17 protein-coding genes are annotated in these 16,499 nt (G+C 47.5%); 7 read left to right on the top strand and 10 right to left on the bottom strand.

Annotated features, from left to right (window positions below; genetic code table 11):
- Positions 1–23 precede the first annotated feature (23 nt).
- A complete protein-coding gene (locus MHI06_RS28535) occupies positions 24–704 on the bottom strand; it encodes a DUF4956 domain-containing protein (RefSeq protein ID WP_062836702.1) in 681 nt (226 codons plus the stop codon).
- The gene (locus tag MHI06_RS28530) at positions 697–1,515 is read right to left on the bottom strand and encodes a polyphosphate polymerase domain-containing protein (RefSeq protein WP_340399861.1); all 819 of its coding nucleotides are present in this window, start codon (positions 1,513–1,515) and stop codon (positions 697–699) included. The genes MHI06_RS28535 and MHI06_RS28530 overlap by 8 nt, the downstream gene beginning before the upstream one ends.
- A 254-nt stretch (positions 1,516–1,769) precedes the next feature.
- On the opposite strand from MHI06_RS28530, the gene MHI06_RS28525 reads away from it, so the two are divergent.
- From MHI06_RS28525 to MHI06_RS28515, 3 genes are all read left to right on the top strand, one after another.
- On the top strand, positions 1,770–2,447 hold the full coding sequence (locus tag MHI06_RS28525; protein ID WP_169479999.1) for a response regulator transcription factor: 678 nt from the start codon (positions 1,770–1,772) through the stop codon (positions 2,445–2,447).
- Positions 2,447–3,790 carry a HAMP domain-containing sensor histidine kinase gene (locus MHI06_RS28520; protein ID WP_340399860.1) on the top strand — a complete coding sequence of 448 codons (1,344 nt, stop codon included), beginning with the start codon at positions 2,447–2,449 and terminating at the stop codon, positions 3,788–3,790. The genes MHI06_RS28525 and MHI06_RS28520 overlap by 1 nt, the downstream gene beginning before the upstream one ends.
- A gap of 171 nt (positions 3,791–3,961) precedes the next feature.
- Entirely contained in the window at positions 3,962–4,216 is a 255-nt protein-coding gene (locus MHI06_RS28515) for a hypothetical protein (protein ID WP_124116914.1), read from the top strand.
- A gap of 586 nt (positions 4,217–4,802) precedes the next feature.
- Here MHI06_RS28515 and MHI06_RS28510 read toward each other — a convergent pair.
- Positions 4,803–5,570, bottom strand: coding sequence for an SDR family oxidoreductase (locus MHI06_RS28510; RefSeq protein WP_340399859.1), 768 nt, complete (start codon positions 5,568–5,570; stop codon positions 4,803–4,805).
- A 196-nt stretch (positions 5,571–5,766) separates the two neighbouring features.
- Between MHI06_RS28510 and MHI06_RS28505 the strand changes: the two genes are divergently transcribed.
- Complete coding sequence (locus MHI06_RS28505) at positions 5,767–6,405, top strand: TetR/AcrR family transcriptional regulator (protein ID WP_340399858.1); 639 nt, start codon at positions 5,767–5,769, stop codon at positions 6,403–6,405.
- Between the two features lie 9 nt (positions 6,406–6,414).
- Here the strand turns inward: MHI06_RS28505 and cobA are convergent, their stop codons facing one another.
- Genes cobA through nirB form a run of 4 tightly spaced genes read right to left on the bottom strand, consistent with a single transcriptional unit; the run spans position 6,415 to position 10,876 of the window.
- Positions 6,415–7,185, bottom strand: a complete 771-nt coding sequence (gene cobA / locus MHI06_RS28500; RefSeq protein WP_340399857.1) for a uroporphyrinogen-III C-methyltransferase — start codon at positions 7,183–7,185, stop codon at positions 6,415–6,417.
- Positions 7,182–8,063: a formate/nitrite transporter family protein gene (locus tag MHI06_RS28495; protein ID WP_340399856.1), complete on the bottom strand. Its 882-nt coding sequence runs from the start codon at positions 8,061–8,063 to the stop codon at positions 7,182–7,184. Before MHI06_RS28495 ends, cobA begins: the two co-directional genes overlap by 4 nt.
- A gap of 37 nt (positions 8,064–8,100) precedes the next feature.
- Complete coding sequence (nirD, locus tag MHI06_RS28490; RefSeq protein ID WP_169479993.1) at positions 8,101–8,418, bottom strand: nitrite reductase small subunit NirD; 318 nt, start codon at positions 8,416–8,418, stop codon at positions 8,101–8,103.
- Positions 8,419–8,434: 16 nt separating this feature from the next.
- Complete coding sequence (gene nirB / locus MHI06_RS28485; protein ID WP_340399855.1) at positions 8,435–10,876, bottom strand: nitrite reductase large subunit NirB; 2,442 nt, start codon at positions 10,874–10,876, stop codon at positions 8,435–8,437.
- A gap of 589 nt (positions 10,877–11,465) precedes the next feature.
- Here nirB and MHI06_RS28480 point away from each other — a divergent pair.
- Together MHI06_RS28480 and MHI06_RS28475 are read left to right on the top strand one after the other, a co-directional pair.
- Positions 11,466–12,059 (top strand): ANTAR domain-containing protein, encoded by a 594-nt coding sequence (locus MHI06_RS28480; RefSeq protein WP_340399854.1) that lies wholly within the window; start codon positions 11,466–11,468, stop codon positions 12,057–12,059.
- Between the two features lie 18 nt (positions 12,060–12,077).
- Positions 12,078–13,154, top strand: a complete 1,077-nt coding sequence (locus MHI06_RS28475; protein ID WP_340399853.1) for an anthranilate phosphoribosyltransferase — start codon at positions 12,078–12,080, stop codon at positions 13,152–13,154.
- A 35-nt stretch (positions 13,155–13,189) separates the two neighbouring features.
- Here MHI06_RS28475 and MHI06_RS28470 read toward each other — a convergent pair whose 3' ends face one another.
- The gene (locus MHI06_RS28470; RefSeq protein WP_026081401.1) at positions 13,190–13,702 is read right to left on the bottom strand and encodes an acyl-CoA thioesterase; all 513 of its coding nucleotides are present in this window, start codon (positions 13,700–13,702) and stop codon (positions 13,190–13,192) included.
- Positions 13,703–14,098: 396 nt separating this feature from the next.
- A complete protein-coding gene (locus tag MHI06_RS28465) occupies positions 14,099–14,722 on the bottom strand; it encodes a GPR1/FUN34/YaaH family transporter (protein WP_017691635.1) in 624 nt (207 codons plus the stop codon).
- Between the two features lie 433 nt (positions 14,723–15,155).
- Here MHI06_RS28465 and MHI06_RS28460 point away from each other — a divergent pair, with 433 nt between their 5' ends.
- Positions 15,156–15,332: an aspartyl-phosphate phosphatase Spo0E family protein gene (locus MHI06_RS28460; protein ID WP_169479989.1), complete on the top strand. Its 177-nt coding sequence runs from the start codon at positions 15,156–15,158 to the stop codon at positions 15,330–15,332.
- A 171-nt stretch (positions 15,333–15,503) separates the two neighbouring features.
- Here the strand turns inward: MHI06_RS28460 and MHI06_RS28455 are convergent, their stop codons facing one another.
- Complete coding sequence (locus MHI06_RS28455) at positions 15,504–16,433, bottom strand: response regulator (RefSeq protein WP_062836714.1); 930 nt, start codon at positions 16,431–16,433, stop codon at positions 15,504–15,506.
- Positions 16,434–16,499 lie beyond the last annotated feature (66 nt).

Below are 16,499 nucleotides of genomic sequence, written 5' to 3'. Positions count from 1 at the left end.
GATCGTTCCCTTCGAATTAATAATTAATATTCCGTTGTTGGACTCATGGTTAACGAGATATCCAGGTTGCCGTTCCGGGTACGGATCGCATCGAGGAATTCCTTTTGGCTAACACTTTCGTGAATGGTTACACTGTAGACCAGCTCATACAGACTGCCGAGTTCAGTGGTTCTGATTTTTTTTAGATCAAAAGGTACGTTGAATTTATGGAACACTTCATTAAGAGCTTCTTCATAACTCAAGTTTTCGGGAATGGTGACTTTCAGCGTTTTCAGCTGACTTTTCTTGCCGCCGAAGTTGAAGCGACTCAGGACAAACATCAGTACACACAGGATAATGGTGAACAGAACCGCGTATCCAAAAGCGCCTACACCGCAGGCAAGACCGGAAGCCATCGTGAACAATACGTAAGCAATGTCTTTTGGATCACCAGGGGCACTTCGGAATCGGATGATTGAGAAGGCACCTGCCAAGCTGAAAGCTCGTGCGATGTTGCTACCGATGAGCAGGATGATGATGGCAACAATGACGGGCAGGACAACCATCGTTAAGGTGAAGCTCTGGGAGTATGTGCTTTGGTTAGTCTTCATGTAGGTAAGGCTGATGACCAATCCCAGAATGATGGCAAGACCAATGGTGATGACGGCGTTGTTAAACGTTAGGTTGGTATCGGTTAAGGCTGAACTGAATAGTGAATCAAGCATATAGGACACGCTCTCTTTCTATAATCGTTTTATCTTGTTCTGTGGATGGGTTAAAATCGGTACCTGGTACAAGAATGCGCTCTGTCTGGTAATTTAGGTTGGTTGTTCTAGCTAGGTGTCTGTACTCGTTGCCGTATTTGGAGAATCCGGTGCGGTAGAGACCATGCTCACAAAGCAGTTGCGACAGCCACAGCGGAACGGTTTTCTCGGCTTTCACTTCCATCAGCCATCGACCGTCCTTTACCAGCGGTTCACCGTAATCTCCCTGTTCCAGCTTCAGATCGTATCTGCGGCTGCGAATGTTGGTGTCAAAGGTAATGCGGAGATCTCGGCTGTTCTTGTCGAAGAGCGCTTTGCGCTCATACGCCAGATACACTTTCGGTTCCAGATCGTATACCCGAAGGAAATATTTGATCTCTTCGACAACTTGTTTGTTCATGTAATCAGCGAGTTCCGGCGCCTGTCCCGAACGGACGAATTCGTAAGCTTCATCCAGCTTCAAAGCTGTTCTGCGCTTGTTCACCAGGCCGAAGACTTTCTTTTTGATCTCCAGATACACTTTGGCATTCTCTTCAGGTATTCCATAAGCACGCAGTCTCAGCTTCTCCTTGTATTTCGGTTTGGAGAGACTGGCACGAATCAGTGAATCTTGCGGAGTGTCGAAGTACAAGTTACTGATGGAGTAGTACTCATGTTTCTTGTTGTAGGCATCCAGCTCCATGTATTTCAGCAGGTCATTGTAGAAGTGTGCGTACTGCTCATCTGTCAGAAGGTACTTGCTCTCATATCGGTTGAATACTTCAATAGCCATGTGGGACTCAGTCCTTTCGTCTGTGGGTTGTATGTTTTGTTGCATCGTGTATTGCTTCCATGTCTGTATCTTAGAGCGCCAACCTTGAATGAATCTTAAATGGTTTTACATTGCGTTAACATTTTTTTACCTTCCTATAATAGTTCGCATGCACAAAATGAATTAAGATTGATTCAAGGTTTAATTGGTAGAATAGGTGATATCATAAAGAGTTTAATGAAGACGAATAATTCAAGCAGAGGAATGAATAGAGCATGAGAATATTAATTGCGGAAGATGAGGTTCATTTGGCAGAGGCTGTATCGCAGATTTTGAAAAAAAACAACTACTCCGTGGACATGGTCCACGACGGCAGATCAGGATTGGATTATGCGCAGAGCGGCATCTACGACCTGTTACTACTCGACATCATGATGCCGGAGATGGACGGGATCACCGTCCTGAAGAAACTTCGCAGTGAAGGCAATCATACGCCTGTTATTCTGCTCACTGCGAAAGGCGAACTATCGGACAAAGTCACAGGCCTCGATTATGGCGCCGATGATTATATCGCCAAGCCCTTCGCCACGGAGGAATTGCTGGCACGGATTCGAGCAGCCTTACGACGGAAGGGTGAAGTGGTTCCCGAGGAGGGTCTGAAGTTCGGCGACATTGAGCTGAATACAACCCAGTTGAAGCTAAGCGTTCAGGGTAAGGAGATCAAGCTGAATCTGAAGGAGAATGAACTGCTGGAGCTGTTGATTGCCCGCAAACAGGCGATTACCTCCAAAGAGCAGATTATTGAGAAGTTATGGGGATTTGATTCGGAAGTGGAGTATAACAATGTGGAAGTATATATCTCTTTTTTACGCAAAAAATTAACCTTCCTGAACGCTGCCGTCCGCATTAACACAATTCGGGGTGTGGGGTATGTACTTGAGGTGACGTCCTGATGTTCAAGAAACTCCGAAATCGATTCCTGATCGTGAATCTGGTGTCCATCTCCATCATGATGCTGGTGGCATTTGCGACGATCTATACGATTACGTACCAGAATGTGCAACGTGAGACGAGTATGGAGCTGTACAAGGTATCTGATTTCTACCATAGTCCTTATAATTCATCCAAGATGCCACGTGGTGAAGATGGGGGGATGGGGACAGGCTCTGGTACAGGTTCAAGTACAGGTTCAGAGTCGCTGCCCTCCGATGCTATGGGTGGTGATAATGGAGGACCGGGAGGGGACCCCAACTCACCTCCGGCACGTTCCGTTTCGTTTATGATCAAGACGGATGACCAGTGGAAGATTACGGATACGCATTCCCGATTTGATATGGAAGATACGTTCTACACCGAGGCGTTGCAAAAGGTTGACCAGAATAAAGTTGGTGATTCGGAACGGCAGACGGGGCAATTTGCATTGGATGGAACGGACTGGGCCTATGTGGTTGATCCGAGCGGTGATGGGCATATGATCGTATTCATTGATGTGACGGCACAACAAGGTATTCTTACGAATCTGATCTATACCTTTGCAGTTGTCGGACTGGTGATGCTGATTGTGATCTACTTCTTGAGCCGTTATTTTGCGAATCGCTCTATTGCACCGGTTAGAGAAGCATTTGAGAAACAAAAGCAATTTATCGGAGACGCTTCTCATGAGCTGAAGACACCTCTGGCGATCATCAATACCAATGCTGACGTACTGCTTGCGAATCAGGAGGATACCATAGCAAACCAGGCGAAGTGGCTTCACTATATCAAGTCGGAAACCGAGCGTATGACCGGACTAACGAATGATCTGCTCTATCTGACTCAGATGGATGACTCGCGCTCCACGATGATTCATGCGAAGTTCAATATGAGCGATGCGGTGGAGAGTATTATTTTGCCGATGGAAGCCGTTATTTTTGAGAAAAACATTTCCCTCGACTACAACATTGAGCCGAATCTTACGGTTCATGGGAACAGTGAGCAGATCAAACAGGTCATTCTGATTCTGCTGGATAATGCTGTGAAGTACTCCGGTCCTAAAGGGTCCGTAAACGTTACGCTCCAGAGACAGAATAATGATGTTATGTTGGCGGTGTCCAATACAGGTGACGGCATTGCGCCGGAACATCTGGATCGGATCTTCGATCGATTCTATCGTACCGATTCTTCAAGAGCCCGCAAACATGGTGGGCATGGTCTGGGTCTCGCGATTGCTCGTTCCATCGTGGATCAGCACAAAGGAGAGGTGTATGCTCGAAGCGTGGTCGGAGAGGGTGCTACATTTTACGTGCGGTTGTCGTAGGGTTGGAGTGATACGCTGGCTCAACACTAACCTTCGCTACCGCTCTATAATCGTTCGTCAGGCATAAGTTCTGCCTGTAATGGGTTAACCTATGCTACAATGGCAACAGTATGTATGAATCAAGGAGATGAACTGAACGTGGCAGAAGCAAACGCAATTAATGAACAAGAAATGATGCAGTATATTGCAGATAAAACGAAGGCAAGTCAGGCGAACATCGCTCTTGTGCTGAAGCATGAGCAAGCGTACATCAACAAGGCGCATGAAAATGCCAAAGGCAATGATGTGGATATTGATGGCGATGATCTGGCGGACTACATCCTTAGTCGTAAAGATGTGAAGCTGGATGAGTTGACGGTGGAAAGTATTCTGGATGCTGAGATGGACTATTTGATGGACAAGGGTCACGCGGGATACGTCGATTAAGGTGAGTGTGGATTTGGAGCTTGGACTGTAGCGTGAGGTTTAATGAGCTTCGTATCGATGATCGGCGGCATGAGTTGCATGGTTATCGGTGTTCGATGGTTGTTCAGTCCGGCAACCAAGTATCTCTGTAGTCCGGGCAAAATCTAACGAACCTGATACGCGCTATTCAGGTATTTCTCGCTTGTTTGGAAATGTAACGAATCTGAGAAGCGTTATTTGCTGGATAATTAGGACTTTTCGGTGCAATTGCAGCATTTCTGCGGAATTAGCGTGTCTGAGATTCATTAGTTCGGAAAATAAGCGCTTTTGACCGAAATAAAGTGCCCTAGGTTCGTTAGAGTGATCACAAGGTGCAACGAGGCGTTAAATGGCGTTTCAAAAGTTAAATCTCACAGATGCAGCCTTATGCATGTCAAGTGTTGTACTGTCAAAAAGACCTCAACTCCACAATACTGTGGTGTTGAGGCCTTTTTTAGATTGTAGCGACCAGGCATTCCTTCGGGAACACCTGTCGGTATAACTTTTCTAAGGATGGACTTGAAGTTCTATCGACCCAATCCCTATCAATCCTACCGTTTACAGCTTCTTATTGACCCACCATACCGCCATCTACGGTGTAGAGGGAAGCTGTTACATAGGATGCTTCTTCGGACAACAGGAAGTTCATCACGGCAGCGACTTCTTCCGGTTCGCCGTAACGGCCCATTGGAATGCTGGACACCGTTGCCGATTGATAATCTTCCACGTTACCGGAATTCGCCTCAATCTGACGCATCATACGTGTGTTGATTGTGCCTGGCAATACAGCGTTTACCCGGATATTGTAAGGTGCGAGTTCATTCGCAGCGGTACGAGTGAGACCAACCACGGCATGTTTGGACATAATATATGGAGATACAGCAGGTGCACCCATCAGACCCGCGAGGGAAGAGGTATTGAGAATCGCACCGGATTTTTGTTTTTTCATAACTGGAATGACGTTCTGCAGACCCAGGAATACGCCGCGAATGTTGACGTTATAGACCATATCCAGTGCTTCAACACTCAGGTCTTCAATCAGTCCTGTTGGACCTTCAATCCCTGCATTGTTTGCAAAGTAATCGATTCGGCCAAACGCATCCAGTGCTTTTTGCACATAGTTTTTCACGTCTGCTTCTTGGGATACGTTCGCTTTTACGGCGATGACGTGCTCTTTGTCGAGGTTCAGATCGGTAATTGTCTGTTGGATGGCTTCTTCATTCAGGTCGACTAGAACCAGATTGATTTTGCGCTCAGCCAGGCGACGTGCCAATTCTTTACCAATGCCTCCGGCTGCTCCTGTAATAATGGCTGTATGTGTATAAGATGTACTCATGAACTATCCGCTCCTTATTCATTATTGACAGGTATTTCTCAAAAAAAAGTTTGAACCTGTCATCTATCGTTCCTGTCTCAATGTTAAGATATACATAGCCGTGTGACAATAATCATTGACAGCGCATATGTCAGCTATCGGACAGAGATGTAAGCGGTGTTCATTTAGTTTACAATAATGAACAAAGGAGGCGAAAATGTTGATCATTGAACATCCTCAGGACCGGAGAGCACGAAGAACGCAGGATGCCATCATCGCTGCGGCGGTTTCTTTGATATTGGAGAAGGGGGCAGACGCTTTAACCATTCGAGATATTACGGAACGGGCGGATTACAACCGGGGAACCTTCTATTTACATTTTCCCGGCAAACCGGAGTTATTGCAGTTCATTCTGGATGATTTCATGCAGGGGGTGGGACAAGCTTATGCAGAACCGTACACACATCTCAAAGAAGTGGATATGACTGCATTACTGCCCTCCACGATGCCTGTATTTGAATATATTGAGGCGCATCAGGATATTTTCCGTGCATTAATCACGATGCATTCAGATATGGGTTCCCGACTATGCAATATGTTTAGAACGTATCTAACCGAAGATTTTGTATTGGTGACCGAAGATAGTGAGCAAACCATTAATTACGACATCATGTTAAGTTATCTGGTATCTGCTACGGTGGGTGTGATTATGCATTGGGCGGAGATTGGGTTCAAGTATTCTGCACATTATATGGGGGAACAGCTTACGGCACTGATTAACATCAAACCGACCCGTCTGCTGATTGAACCAGGGCAGAAGGGCCGGACTATTCATGAGCGTATGCTGTTGGATTAGAGTACCGGATTATCCGGTCATGGAGGTGTTCGCGGCTTGTTGCATCTGAAGCAGTTGTTCGCGGACCAGGACCGACTCTCCGACCATAATTAATGCTGGATTATTCACTTGATGTGACAGGGCGAGGGAGTGCAGTTCGGCAAGTGTGCCGGTAATAATCCGTTCCTCCGAAGTGGTTCCCCGTTCAATTAAAGCCGCAGGTGTGTGTCCACTTTTGCCATGGTGAAGCAATTCATGTTGAATCTGAGGCAGTTGGCTAATGCCCATGTAGATGACCAGTGTATCCACACTATGAGCGAGCAGGTCCCAGCGGACCGAAGATACACTTCCGTCGCTACCGGTTCCAGTGACACATGCGAAGGATGAAGCAATCCCACGATGAGTTAACGGAATAAGGGAGGAAGCGGATGTTCCCACAGCTGAAGTGATGCCAGGAATGATCTCGAATGCAATCCCCGCTTCCGCCAGCACAAGTGCTTCTTCACCACCACGGCCAAAGATGAACGGATCGCCACCCTTTAGTCTTACAACTTGTTTGCCTTCCGCTGCATGCGCAGCAAGCATCCGTCCAATCATCTCCTGACTCATGGAGTGAAGGCCTGGAGCCTTGCCGCAGTAGATGCGGAGTGCTCCTTCGCGAGCTTCGGCGAGCAATTGATCATTCACAAGCCGATCATACATGATGACATCTGCGGACTGAATACGCTTCAGGGCTTTTACCGTAATCAGATCGGGATCTCCAGGACCAGCGCCGACAATACTAACCTGGCCCCGGCTCATGATCGTGTCCCCAGTTTCGGTGCAGCATCGGAACTTGCCAATCCTGAACGACCACCCTGAATGGTTGCCAGTTTGGTAGATATCTTCACCGGATTTCCCCAGTGGTGTGCGGCATACAGACCGAGACCAGTAAATACGGCTCCGCCTATGAGATTGCCTAGCAATACCGGAATCTGATTCCACAGCCACCAGTCAGCCATACTGACCTGTGCACCTAGCATCATACCTGCCGGGATGACAAACATATTTACCACAGCGTGCTCAAATCCCTGAGCGAAAAATATGGTAATGGGTAGCCACATCGCTACGATTTTACCCAGTGTAGAAGTGGACGTCATCGCCATCACTGCCCCGAGTGTGACCATCCAGTTACATAGAATGGCCTTGATGATCACGAGAACAATTCCTGCTCCACCCAAATGCTGATAACCCAATGTTTTGGCTTCACTGGTCTGGATCAGCGTTTGAATCAGAGGGTTGCTCATATCCGTACCCATCTTCGTAATGGTTAGTCCGTATAACAGAGCGTAGAATGCACATCCGATTAGATGACCTGTGATCACCCAGAAATAATTCCGGAACATATCCAGCAGTGTTATTTTTCGTTTCATCACTGCGAGTGGAAGCATCGCAAAGTTTCCTGTCACCAATTCAAGACCCAGCAGAATAATAATGACGAATCCCGCCGGGAATATCAGTGCACCTGCCAAACCAACGGAAGTTTGAGATACAGCGGTATATGCCAGTGTGGTTGCAAAGGCGAGAATAGCCCCTGCCAGAAAACCGCGGATCAGCATCTGTACCCGGTTCATTCTGGCTTTGCTCTCACCAGCTTCGACCATCGATTGCAGCACTTCTGCAGGTTTAACAAAATCCATAGCGCACGCCTCCTTGATGTCAGGGTATCTCTAACATTTAACCCGCAATCGTGATGTAAATTTCTCCGCTGTTGCCATCCACTTCGGTTTTGTAGGTATTCAAGCAGCCTTCATCCGGCTCGTGTACCTTACCGTTACGCAGATCAATCTTCCAATCATGCAAAGGACAATGAACGGCTGTCCCGCATACCATGCCTTCCGACAACTTGCCGCCCTTGTGAGGGCAGCGATTCTCGACGGCGTGCAGACTTCCGTCGCTCAGCTTGAAGACTGCAATTTCGGTATCCTGTATCAGGAAGGTCCGTGCTCCCTTTTCATCAATATCCGCAACGTGTCCAATCCGGAATTTGTTCATCGCTGTTCCTCCTCTTCTAGTGAGTTACCGGCTCGGCACCGGACAGTGGGGTGAAGTTTTTACGCAATTTCTCGTCTTCAATGATTTCTTTCCAAGGATCAACCGTGTGACCCAGTGTAACTTCCAGACGTTCGACCAGAGCGAGACGTACATCCCGATCGGCCAATGCTTCTTTCACATGATCCAGACCTACCCGTTCAATCCAAGCCGCCGTTCTCTCATTCCATTTTGCGTTCTCTCTATAGTATTGCAGGTAAGAGTAAGTCCACTCTTCCACTTCCGCATCGGTCTTCACCGTACAGAGCAACTCAGCTGCACGAACCTTGACTCCAGCGTTACCGCCAACATGAATCTCCCAAGCACCATCGATTGCGACAACACCCAGATCCTTGATGGTCGCTTCAGCACAGTTCCGCGGACATCCAGATACAGCGAGTTTCACTTTGGCGGGAGCAACCATTTTGTCGAGTTTTTTCTCCAGTCGAATACCCATCTCAATGGAATCCTGTGTGCCGAATCGGCAGAACGTATTACCTACACAAGTCTTCACCGTACGAAGCGCCTTGCCATAACCAAAACCGGAAGGCATATCGAGTTCCTCCCAGATCTTCGGCAGGTTCTCCTTTTGAACACCGAGCAGATCGAGTCGTTGTCCACCCGTGAATTTCACCAACGGCACATCGTATTTCTCTGCGACAGTTGCAATCTTGATCAATTCCGCCGGGGAAGTGACACCACCATAGATCCGTGGGATAACGGAATAGGTACCGTCCTTCTGGATGTTGGCGTGATAACGTTCATTGGTGAATTTGGATACACGCTCGTCTGTGTATTCAGCCGGCCAGATCATGCCGAGATAATAATTGAGGGAAGGACGACACTTGGAGCAGCCTTCCGGTTCATTCCACCCGAGAACATTCATGACTTCTTTAACGTTTTTCAGTCCCATTTCCTTGATCTGTGCAACAATCTCATCCCGATCATAGGATGTGCAGCCACAGATGCCTTCTTTGGTCTGTTCGCCTACATTATCACCTGCGTAATACGTAAGCAGGTTTTCGATAATAGGTTTGCACCCACCGCAAGAAGCGGAAGCTTTGGTGCAGGACTTGATTGCACCGAGCGTATTACAGCCTTTATTCAGTACAGCATCTCCAATGGAAGATTTGGTAACACCGTTACAACCACAGACGATCTCGTCATCTGGCATACTTGCCATGCGTTCTGCGACAGATGGACCTGAGCCTGAACCACCGGAAGGCACGCCGAGCAAAATTTCTTTCTCCCGACCGCTGATGTTCTCACCACTCTTAATGAGGGAAAATAGAGAAGCGCCGTCTGTGGTATCTCCGAACAATACAGCTCCAATCAGCTGTCCGTCTTTGATCACCATCTTTTTGTACACACCATCAACATCATCCTGAATACGAATGCTGCGAGTGTCTGCAGCGTCTTTGAATTGTCCAGCAGAGAATACGTCGACACCGGATACTTTCAGCTTGGTAGAAGTGACCGAACCTTCATATCCTTCAGTTGCCGCGCCAGCCAGACGTTTCGCGAGCACCATACCTTGTTCATATAATGGAGCAACCAGTCCGTAGGCAATACCACGGTGTTCTGCACATTCGCCGACGGCAGAGATACTAGGAATGCTGGTGTGCATATAATCATCTACAATGACACCCCGATTCACGTCGAGGCCGGTATTACGAGCCAGTTCAATCTGAGGACGAATCCCGACAGCCATGACAACCAGATCCGCTTCAAGTACCGTTTGATCAGTAAAACGAATGGCTTTTACGCGCTGTTTCCCCGTGATTTCTTCGGTATGTTTGTTCAAAAGGAACTTCATGCCCTGCTCTTCAAGCTCCCGCTGGAGCATCAGGCCTGCCGGGAGATCCAGGTTCCGGTCCATGAGATGGCCGTTAATATGAATGACAGTGACATCCATACCCAGATTGAGCAGCCCCCGCGCTGCTTCCAGTCCTAGTAATCCGCCTCCAATGACGGCAGCTTTACGATACTTTTGCGATGCTTCCATCATGGTCTCGCAATCTTTAATATCACGGAAGCCAATAACGCCTTCCTTGTTAGCGCCGGGAAGTGGGAGGATGAACGCCTGTGAACCTGTTGCCATGATCAGCTCATCATAGGATGCACGTACACCATTCTGAGATACAACTTCCTTGCGCTCGGCATCGATCTGAACGACCGGATCACCCGGGTATACCCGAATGCCGTTATCTTCGTACCAGCTCCACTCGTTGATTACAATATCTTCGATCGTTGTTCCGCCAGCCAATACAGAGGATAGCATGATACGGTTGTAGTTGGGATGCGGCTCTGCGCCGAAGACTGTAATTTCATAAGCATGCGGAGCAAGCTTAAGGATATGTTCAATTGTGCGGATTCCCGCCATGCCATTACCGACCAGCACCAGTTTTTTCGTTGTACTCATTATGATTAGCCCCCTTAGGTCCATTCTGCAAACTGCCTCGAAACCTTGTCTCTAAAATCGAAAAAGCCTGTTATGCCTCGGAGGACTGCGCATATACATACGCATCCCTTGCTCCGAGATTGCAAAACAGGCTTCATTGCCGTTTCAACCAGCTACGCCGTTGTAACTGTGATCGATTCAAATATGGAGTTGTTATGGCTTAACTATAAAAGATCCATCTATCCATGTCAAGATAGTTAACATAAAAAAGTATTTGAAATTTAAAGTTAATTATGTTTACATGAGTTTATTGGAATATCGAATGGACGACGAAGTTTTACGAGTATATCTTCATAGAATGAAGGATTTAGATGAAGTTGGCATACCGGATACGATAAACATTGTAGAAAAGGTGCCATGTACGGTGCTTTGCCCTTTTTTATTGCAGGATGATGAGGCGTGAAAAGATGATTCGAATTTTAAAATCAAGACGCAGAATTGTTACCATCTGCTTTTTGTTAGGTAATATAACACATTTATTGCTTTCATGTATTAACGCCTTAAATGTTATGGACTCTGACTATACGTAATAGGGAGGGATTGATTCATCATGCGATCTTTATTGGTCATCCGTGTACAACCAACGATACCTGCCTCATCTGATGCAATCCCTCTGACACCGGAGAGGCTGCTGGGAGCAAACGGGTACCATGTACAGGTGGCAGGCAGTGAAACGGAAGCGCTGAAGCTGGCTCGTGAGGCGGAAGCGTCCATCTTGCACCTGTCGCTGGCTGATGTGGAATACTGGGTGAACTGCCTGGGAAAGGGGAAGTCGGATTCCCCGCTGCTTTGGTGGTGCGCGCCAGATACGGCCTCTTCTTCCGCAGAATCATGCGAGATTGAAACCTCAATTGATGGAATACTCACACCATCGATGACTGGACCGGAGATCCACTGGAGCCTTCACTTTGCAGCCCGGCGCTACATGGAACGCAAGCAGTGGGAGCAGGAACGGAAGCAGCTGCAATCCAGGCTGGAAGATCGGAAGTGGATTGATATGGCGAAGGCGATCCTGAGTGATCTGAAGCAGATCTCCGAGGCTGAAGCCTATGACCTGTTACGCAAGAAAGCGATGGATGAACGCAAACGGATGGTCGATGTAGCCACAGCGATTGTGAAGGCACATCAACTGCTCCAGTCTTAATTGGAAGGAGGGTTCTCCATGGATATGTCTCAGATACTCCGAGAGGTCGGGCGTGGGAAACGAGGCTCGCGTGATCTGAATTATACAGAGGCACTGACGGTTGCAGAGAAAATCCTGAAACAGGAGGTTTCCCCTGCCCAGACGGCTGCGTTTCTAATGGCTGAACGAATGAAAATGGAAAACGTCGAGGAACTGGAAGCCTTTGTTCATGCGTGCCGTAACAGCGCGGAACGGTTCTCCGTATTTCAGGATGGATTGGACTGCGCCGGTCCTTATGATGGACGAACAAAGTCATTCATGGCTACGTTTCCGGTTGCATTTGTACTCGCGGCGGCAGGGTTGCCGGTGACTTTACATGGGAGTGATCCTTTACCACCCAAGTGGGGAGTTACGCTGTCGGTTCTGTTAAAGGAAGCGGGAATTGATACACGTAAAATGGATCGGGAAGATGCCCGGGGTGCTGCATTGCGTTCGGGTGTCATGTATGTATCCTCCGAAGAATGGTGCGAGCCTCTTCGCAAGCTTCGTCCGTTACGGGAAGAGCTGGGTTTCCGCACGGTGTTTAACACGGCAGAGAAACTCATTGATTATAACCATTCACCGTATCTGGTGTTTGGTGTGTTTCATAATACCTTTCTCGATCGGATTGCGAAGCTGCTTACTCGGTTTAACTATCGCCGTGCTTATGTGGTACAGGGGATGGAAGGGTCTGAGGATCTGTATATCGATCGGCCAACCCGCGTATACGCCGTGGAAGATGGCGATATGAAGCTGGAACTGGTTGATCCTGCAGCCTACGAACTAGATATGCCAGTGCCGGAGCTGGTCTGGACGGCTGCGAAACAGCTTGAAGTGGCGGAAAGTGTGTTAAGCGGTGATGGTCATATCGCTTTTGTGAATCAGGTCTTGTTAAATGGAGGTTTCCGCTTGTACGCAGCGGGCCGTGTCAATTCCATCGAAGAGGGCATATACACTTGTCAGGGGTTGTTGGAGAGTGGTGCGGCGTATCGCATCTATCAGCAATGGTGTGTCTCCATGGGTGGCGAACTGCCGGATAGCAGAGCAGTGTCCATCTATCCGGCATCGTCCAGATAACCTTTTGTGCAACATTATGATGATTGAGCGTATTCTTATTCCCAAGGATAAGTAACGGTTAGGAAGTCAGCGAATTTCTTGCTCTCTTCCCGCCGTTGTTTCCGCATGGCCGCCCGATCCGGAGCGGTCTCGTATAGTTTCTTCTCTTCTTCGGTCTCCGGGATAATGCGAGGTACAATCAGTTTGCGGTTATTTTCGTCCAGGGCCACAAAGGTCAAAAATGCGGTCGCCGCAATTTTCTTCTCTCCAGTCTTCAGATCCTCACGAATGACCTTCACAAAAATCTCCATGGAACTTCGTCCTGTCCAGGACGCGAACGATTCAAGTGTCACCGAATCCGTCGGGTTAATCGGGTACAGGAAATCGACAGAGTCGGTTGAAGCTGTTACGGTATTTACCCGGCATAGCTTGGAAGCGGCGATGGATGCAATATCATCGATGTAGGACATCAGCTTGCCGCCGAACAGAGTGTTATGATTGTTGACATCGGTTGGGAATACCCGTGCCGTCTTAAAACAACGCGTTTCGCGTACGTACTTTTTCTCCACCTGATCCATTTCCGTAGGTTTCGGTATCTCTCTCATGCTTTTTCCTCCTTACAGTATGGCTGCTGTGACATTTCATGTGTTGTAGGGTCTATTTTTGATCTATATAAGTTCAATTAAAGATTATTTACACTGGCCACTCCGATGACAGAACAACTCTCCGATCGCTGTTATCCCCAGATTTTTATGATTCCTTTTTATAAAGAAATAATCCGGGGATAAAGGCGACCACTCCGTTTCTTCAAGTTATTTCTGTCCTCTACGTTCCGTGTAAATGTTTAGTTTGACTTATATAGCATCCCTTAGTATAAGTTTCGGTCGGATTCGTAGTTCATTGAAGTCAGAGTGCAAAAAAACCGCCAGGCGCGGACCGGCGCGCGGGCGGTTTACTGCTGTATATTAAGCCTTGGGTTTGAAAATGCCGGACGGTTTGCCGATCGGCAAGAACGTATAGCCGAAGTGAGCGTTCAGTACCGAAGCGCCTGTACCATACAGGGACACAATTCCGATCGCCAGTTCAGCGTATGCTGCAATGGTGTGGAAAATGTGAGGAGCTACGCCGAAAGCATCAAAGGTCAAGCCAAGGAACAGGAAGTCGATCAGAATGAAGATGATAAGCAATACTTTATTCGCTTCAATAGCACCAATTGTCATGAACAAGGTGAACACCAGGTATCCGGCAAAAGCAAATCCGAGCTGCTTGCCATCGGCCTGTTCAGCAAGCGTGGAGCCGAATACGCCCATTTTGATCATCCAGTTGGCAGCCATAGCGAACCAGAAGAATGCGTACGCGCCGAAAGCCGTTGTACCAAAAGTATTGTTGCGTTTGGAATCTTGAATGCATGCGAATAACTGGGCGAATGCACCCAGGAAGATCGCCCAAGGAATAGCGTAGCTAAGTCCTTCTGTAATGCCAAGCTTCTGGGAAGAAGCGACCAGGGTTACGATTGCCAACCCAAATAATCCCATTGCGCTGGGATCGGCATTAACAATTTTGACTTTAGTCTGTGAATCGGTCTGCATGGTGATGATAAGCCTCCAATAATATCAAATCAGGATCAATGGCCGTCGTTGGCCGTCCTCTAAATTACATCATTTGTATCCGCCGGGTCCGGACACACACATCGCCCTATTGTACCTGAATGGCCCCGTTATGGAAAGGGATTTTATTACCTTTTGAGTCAATAGACTTTTGTTTTTTCAATATACACAATAACGACACAATCCGTTCTGGCTGTGAATGATGAGCTCCAACGCTAGAATCCAATCCTTGATTATTCGCTAAAATAGCGTTAAATCAGTCATTTTCGGATACGCTCTTGTGTGATAGAATAGTATTTATCAAAATTTGGAGAAGAAGACAAAACATCCTTGTCCCCTATGCCATATGTTAATCCATCTATAGATTGACAGGAAAAACTAAAATGGTTCACAGAATAAGGAGGTATCAGGGGTCATGGTTATGAGTTTGGATTTGAAAAATAAAATAGAAAAGGCCAGACATAACCTTCATATGCTGGTAGAGCATAACAAGGGTGGTCTTGGACATCCCGATGTGATTCGGCAGTCTATGGCATTGGACGAATTGATTAATGAGTATAACCGAGTTAGCCGAAACCATTCACGGGGCTGAGCCCGAATGGATTTTAATTTTATATACGGAACGAAGAAATAGATCGTAGCGCTTGGTCGTACAGACGGGCATGAATATCGCCGAAATGGACAGCCTCAGTTGAGAAGGAGGTCCATATTGGCGTAGTATTCATGCCTGTTTGTTTTTGCATCGTATCCATCATGCATCTGCTTAATGCAGCAATCGTTTGGCTTCCAGATATAACACCTGTACGAACTTTTTCGTATTAATGCGTGTCTGGGACAGAGAAGGCTCCACATTGTTTTGCAGCTCCAGCATTTTCTTGCGGATTTCGGTAAAATCGAAAAATTTGGATGCATAGTTCTCGAACTTGGGATGTGTATAATCCGTTAATCCCAGAGAAACCACATGGCTCAGTGTCTGGAAGATAGCCCTGCGGACACGTTGTTCTGATGCCTTGATCTCCTTGTTAACCTCCGCGAGAGAGGCGTTCTCTCCCAGCTTGCGTACTGCTACGTTCTGAAAGATGTCTTTGAGGGATGGGAACGTATAGGGCGACAGCTTATGCTCATCTGTCTCTACCTGCTCCAGATATTCGAGCATGTCCAGCAGATCTCTGCTTCCCGCTTCGCCGATCATGCCCATCTCGGACAGCAGGAAATGTCCTGCTGTAGTAATCGTTTTGTCCGGAACCGGAGCCGCAGTGCGCTCGTTAGGGTGCAAACCGGACAATCCCTGCAATGTCCGCTGAATATCTGCGATGGATTGCTGCATCCGTAACCTCTCGCCCACCAGCCGCAGAACAGACAGAATCTCCAAGCGGTTAATCGGCTTCGTAATGTAATATTCAATGCCTAGTGAGTAGGCTTCTCCGATCATATTTTTCGACTCGATCTGGGAGATCATGACGATCTTGCCCTCGAACCTTCCCTCAAGCGCCCGTACAGTCTGAATCCCGTCCCGTTGTGGCATCAACAGATCAATCAGCAGTACATCCACCTTATGTAGTTCCAACAGTTCTGCGTGAATGTGTGCTCCGTCCTCAGCTTCCCCGGCAATATCGCCAAGTCCCTCATCCTCAATAATATCCATCAACATGGAACGAACACCAGGATCATCATCCACAATAAAATAACGCATATCAGTCATTTCCTTTCTCTGCTTGCATAGAACCTGACATGTTAGGTTAAATGACAATGATTGGGC

It is taken from the genome of Paenibacillus sp. FSL H8-0079, from assembly GCF_037991315.1.
In the GTDB taxonomy this organism is placed as follows: Bacteria; Bacillota; Bacilli; order Paenibacillales; family Paenibacillaceae; genus Paenibacillus.
This window is presented reverse-complemented; position numbering and strand designations above follow the sequence as displayed.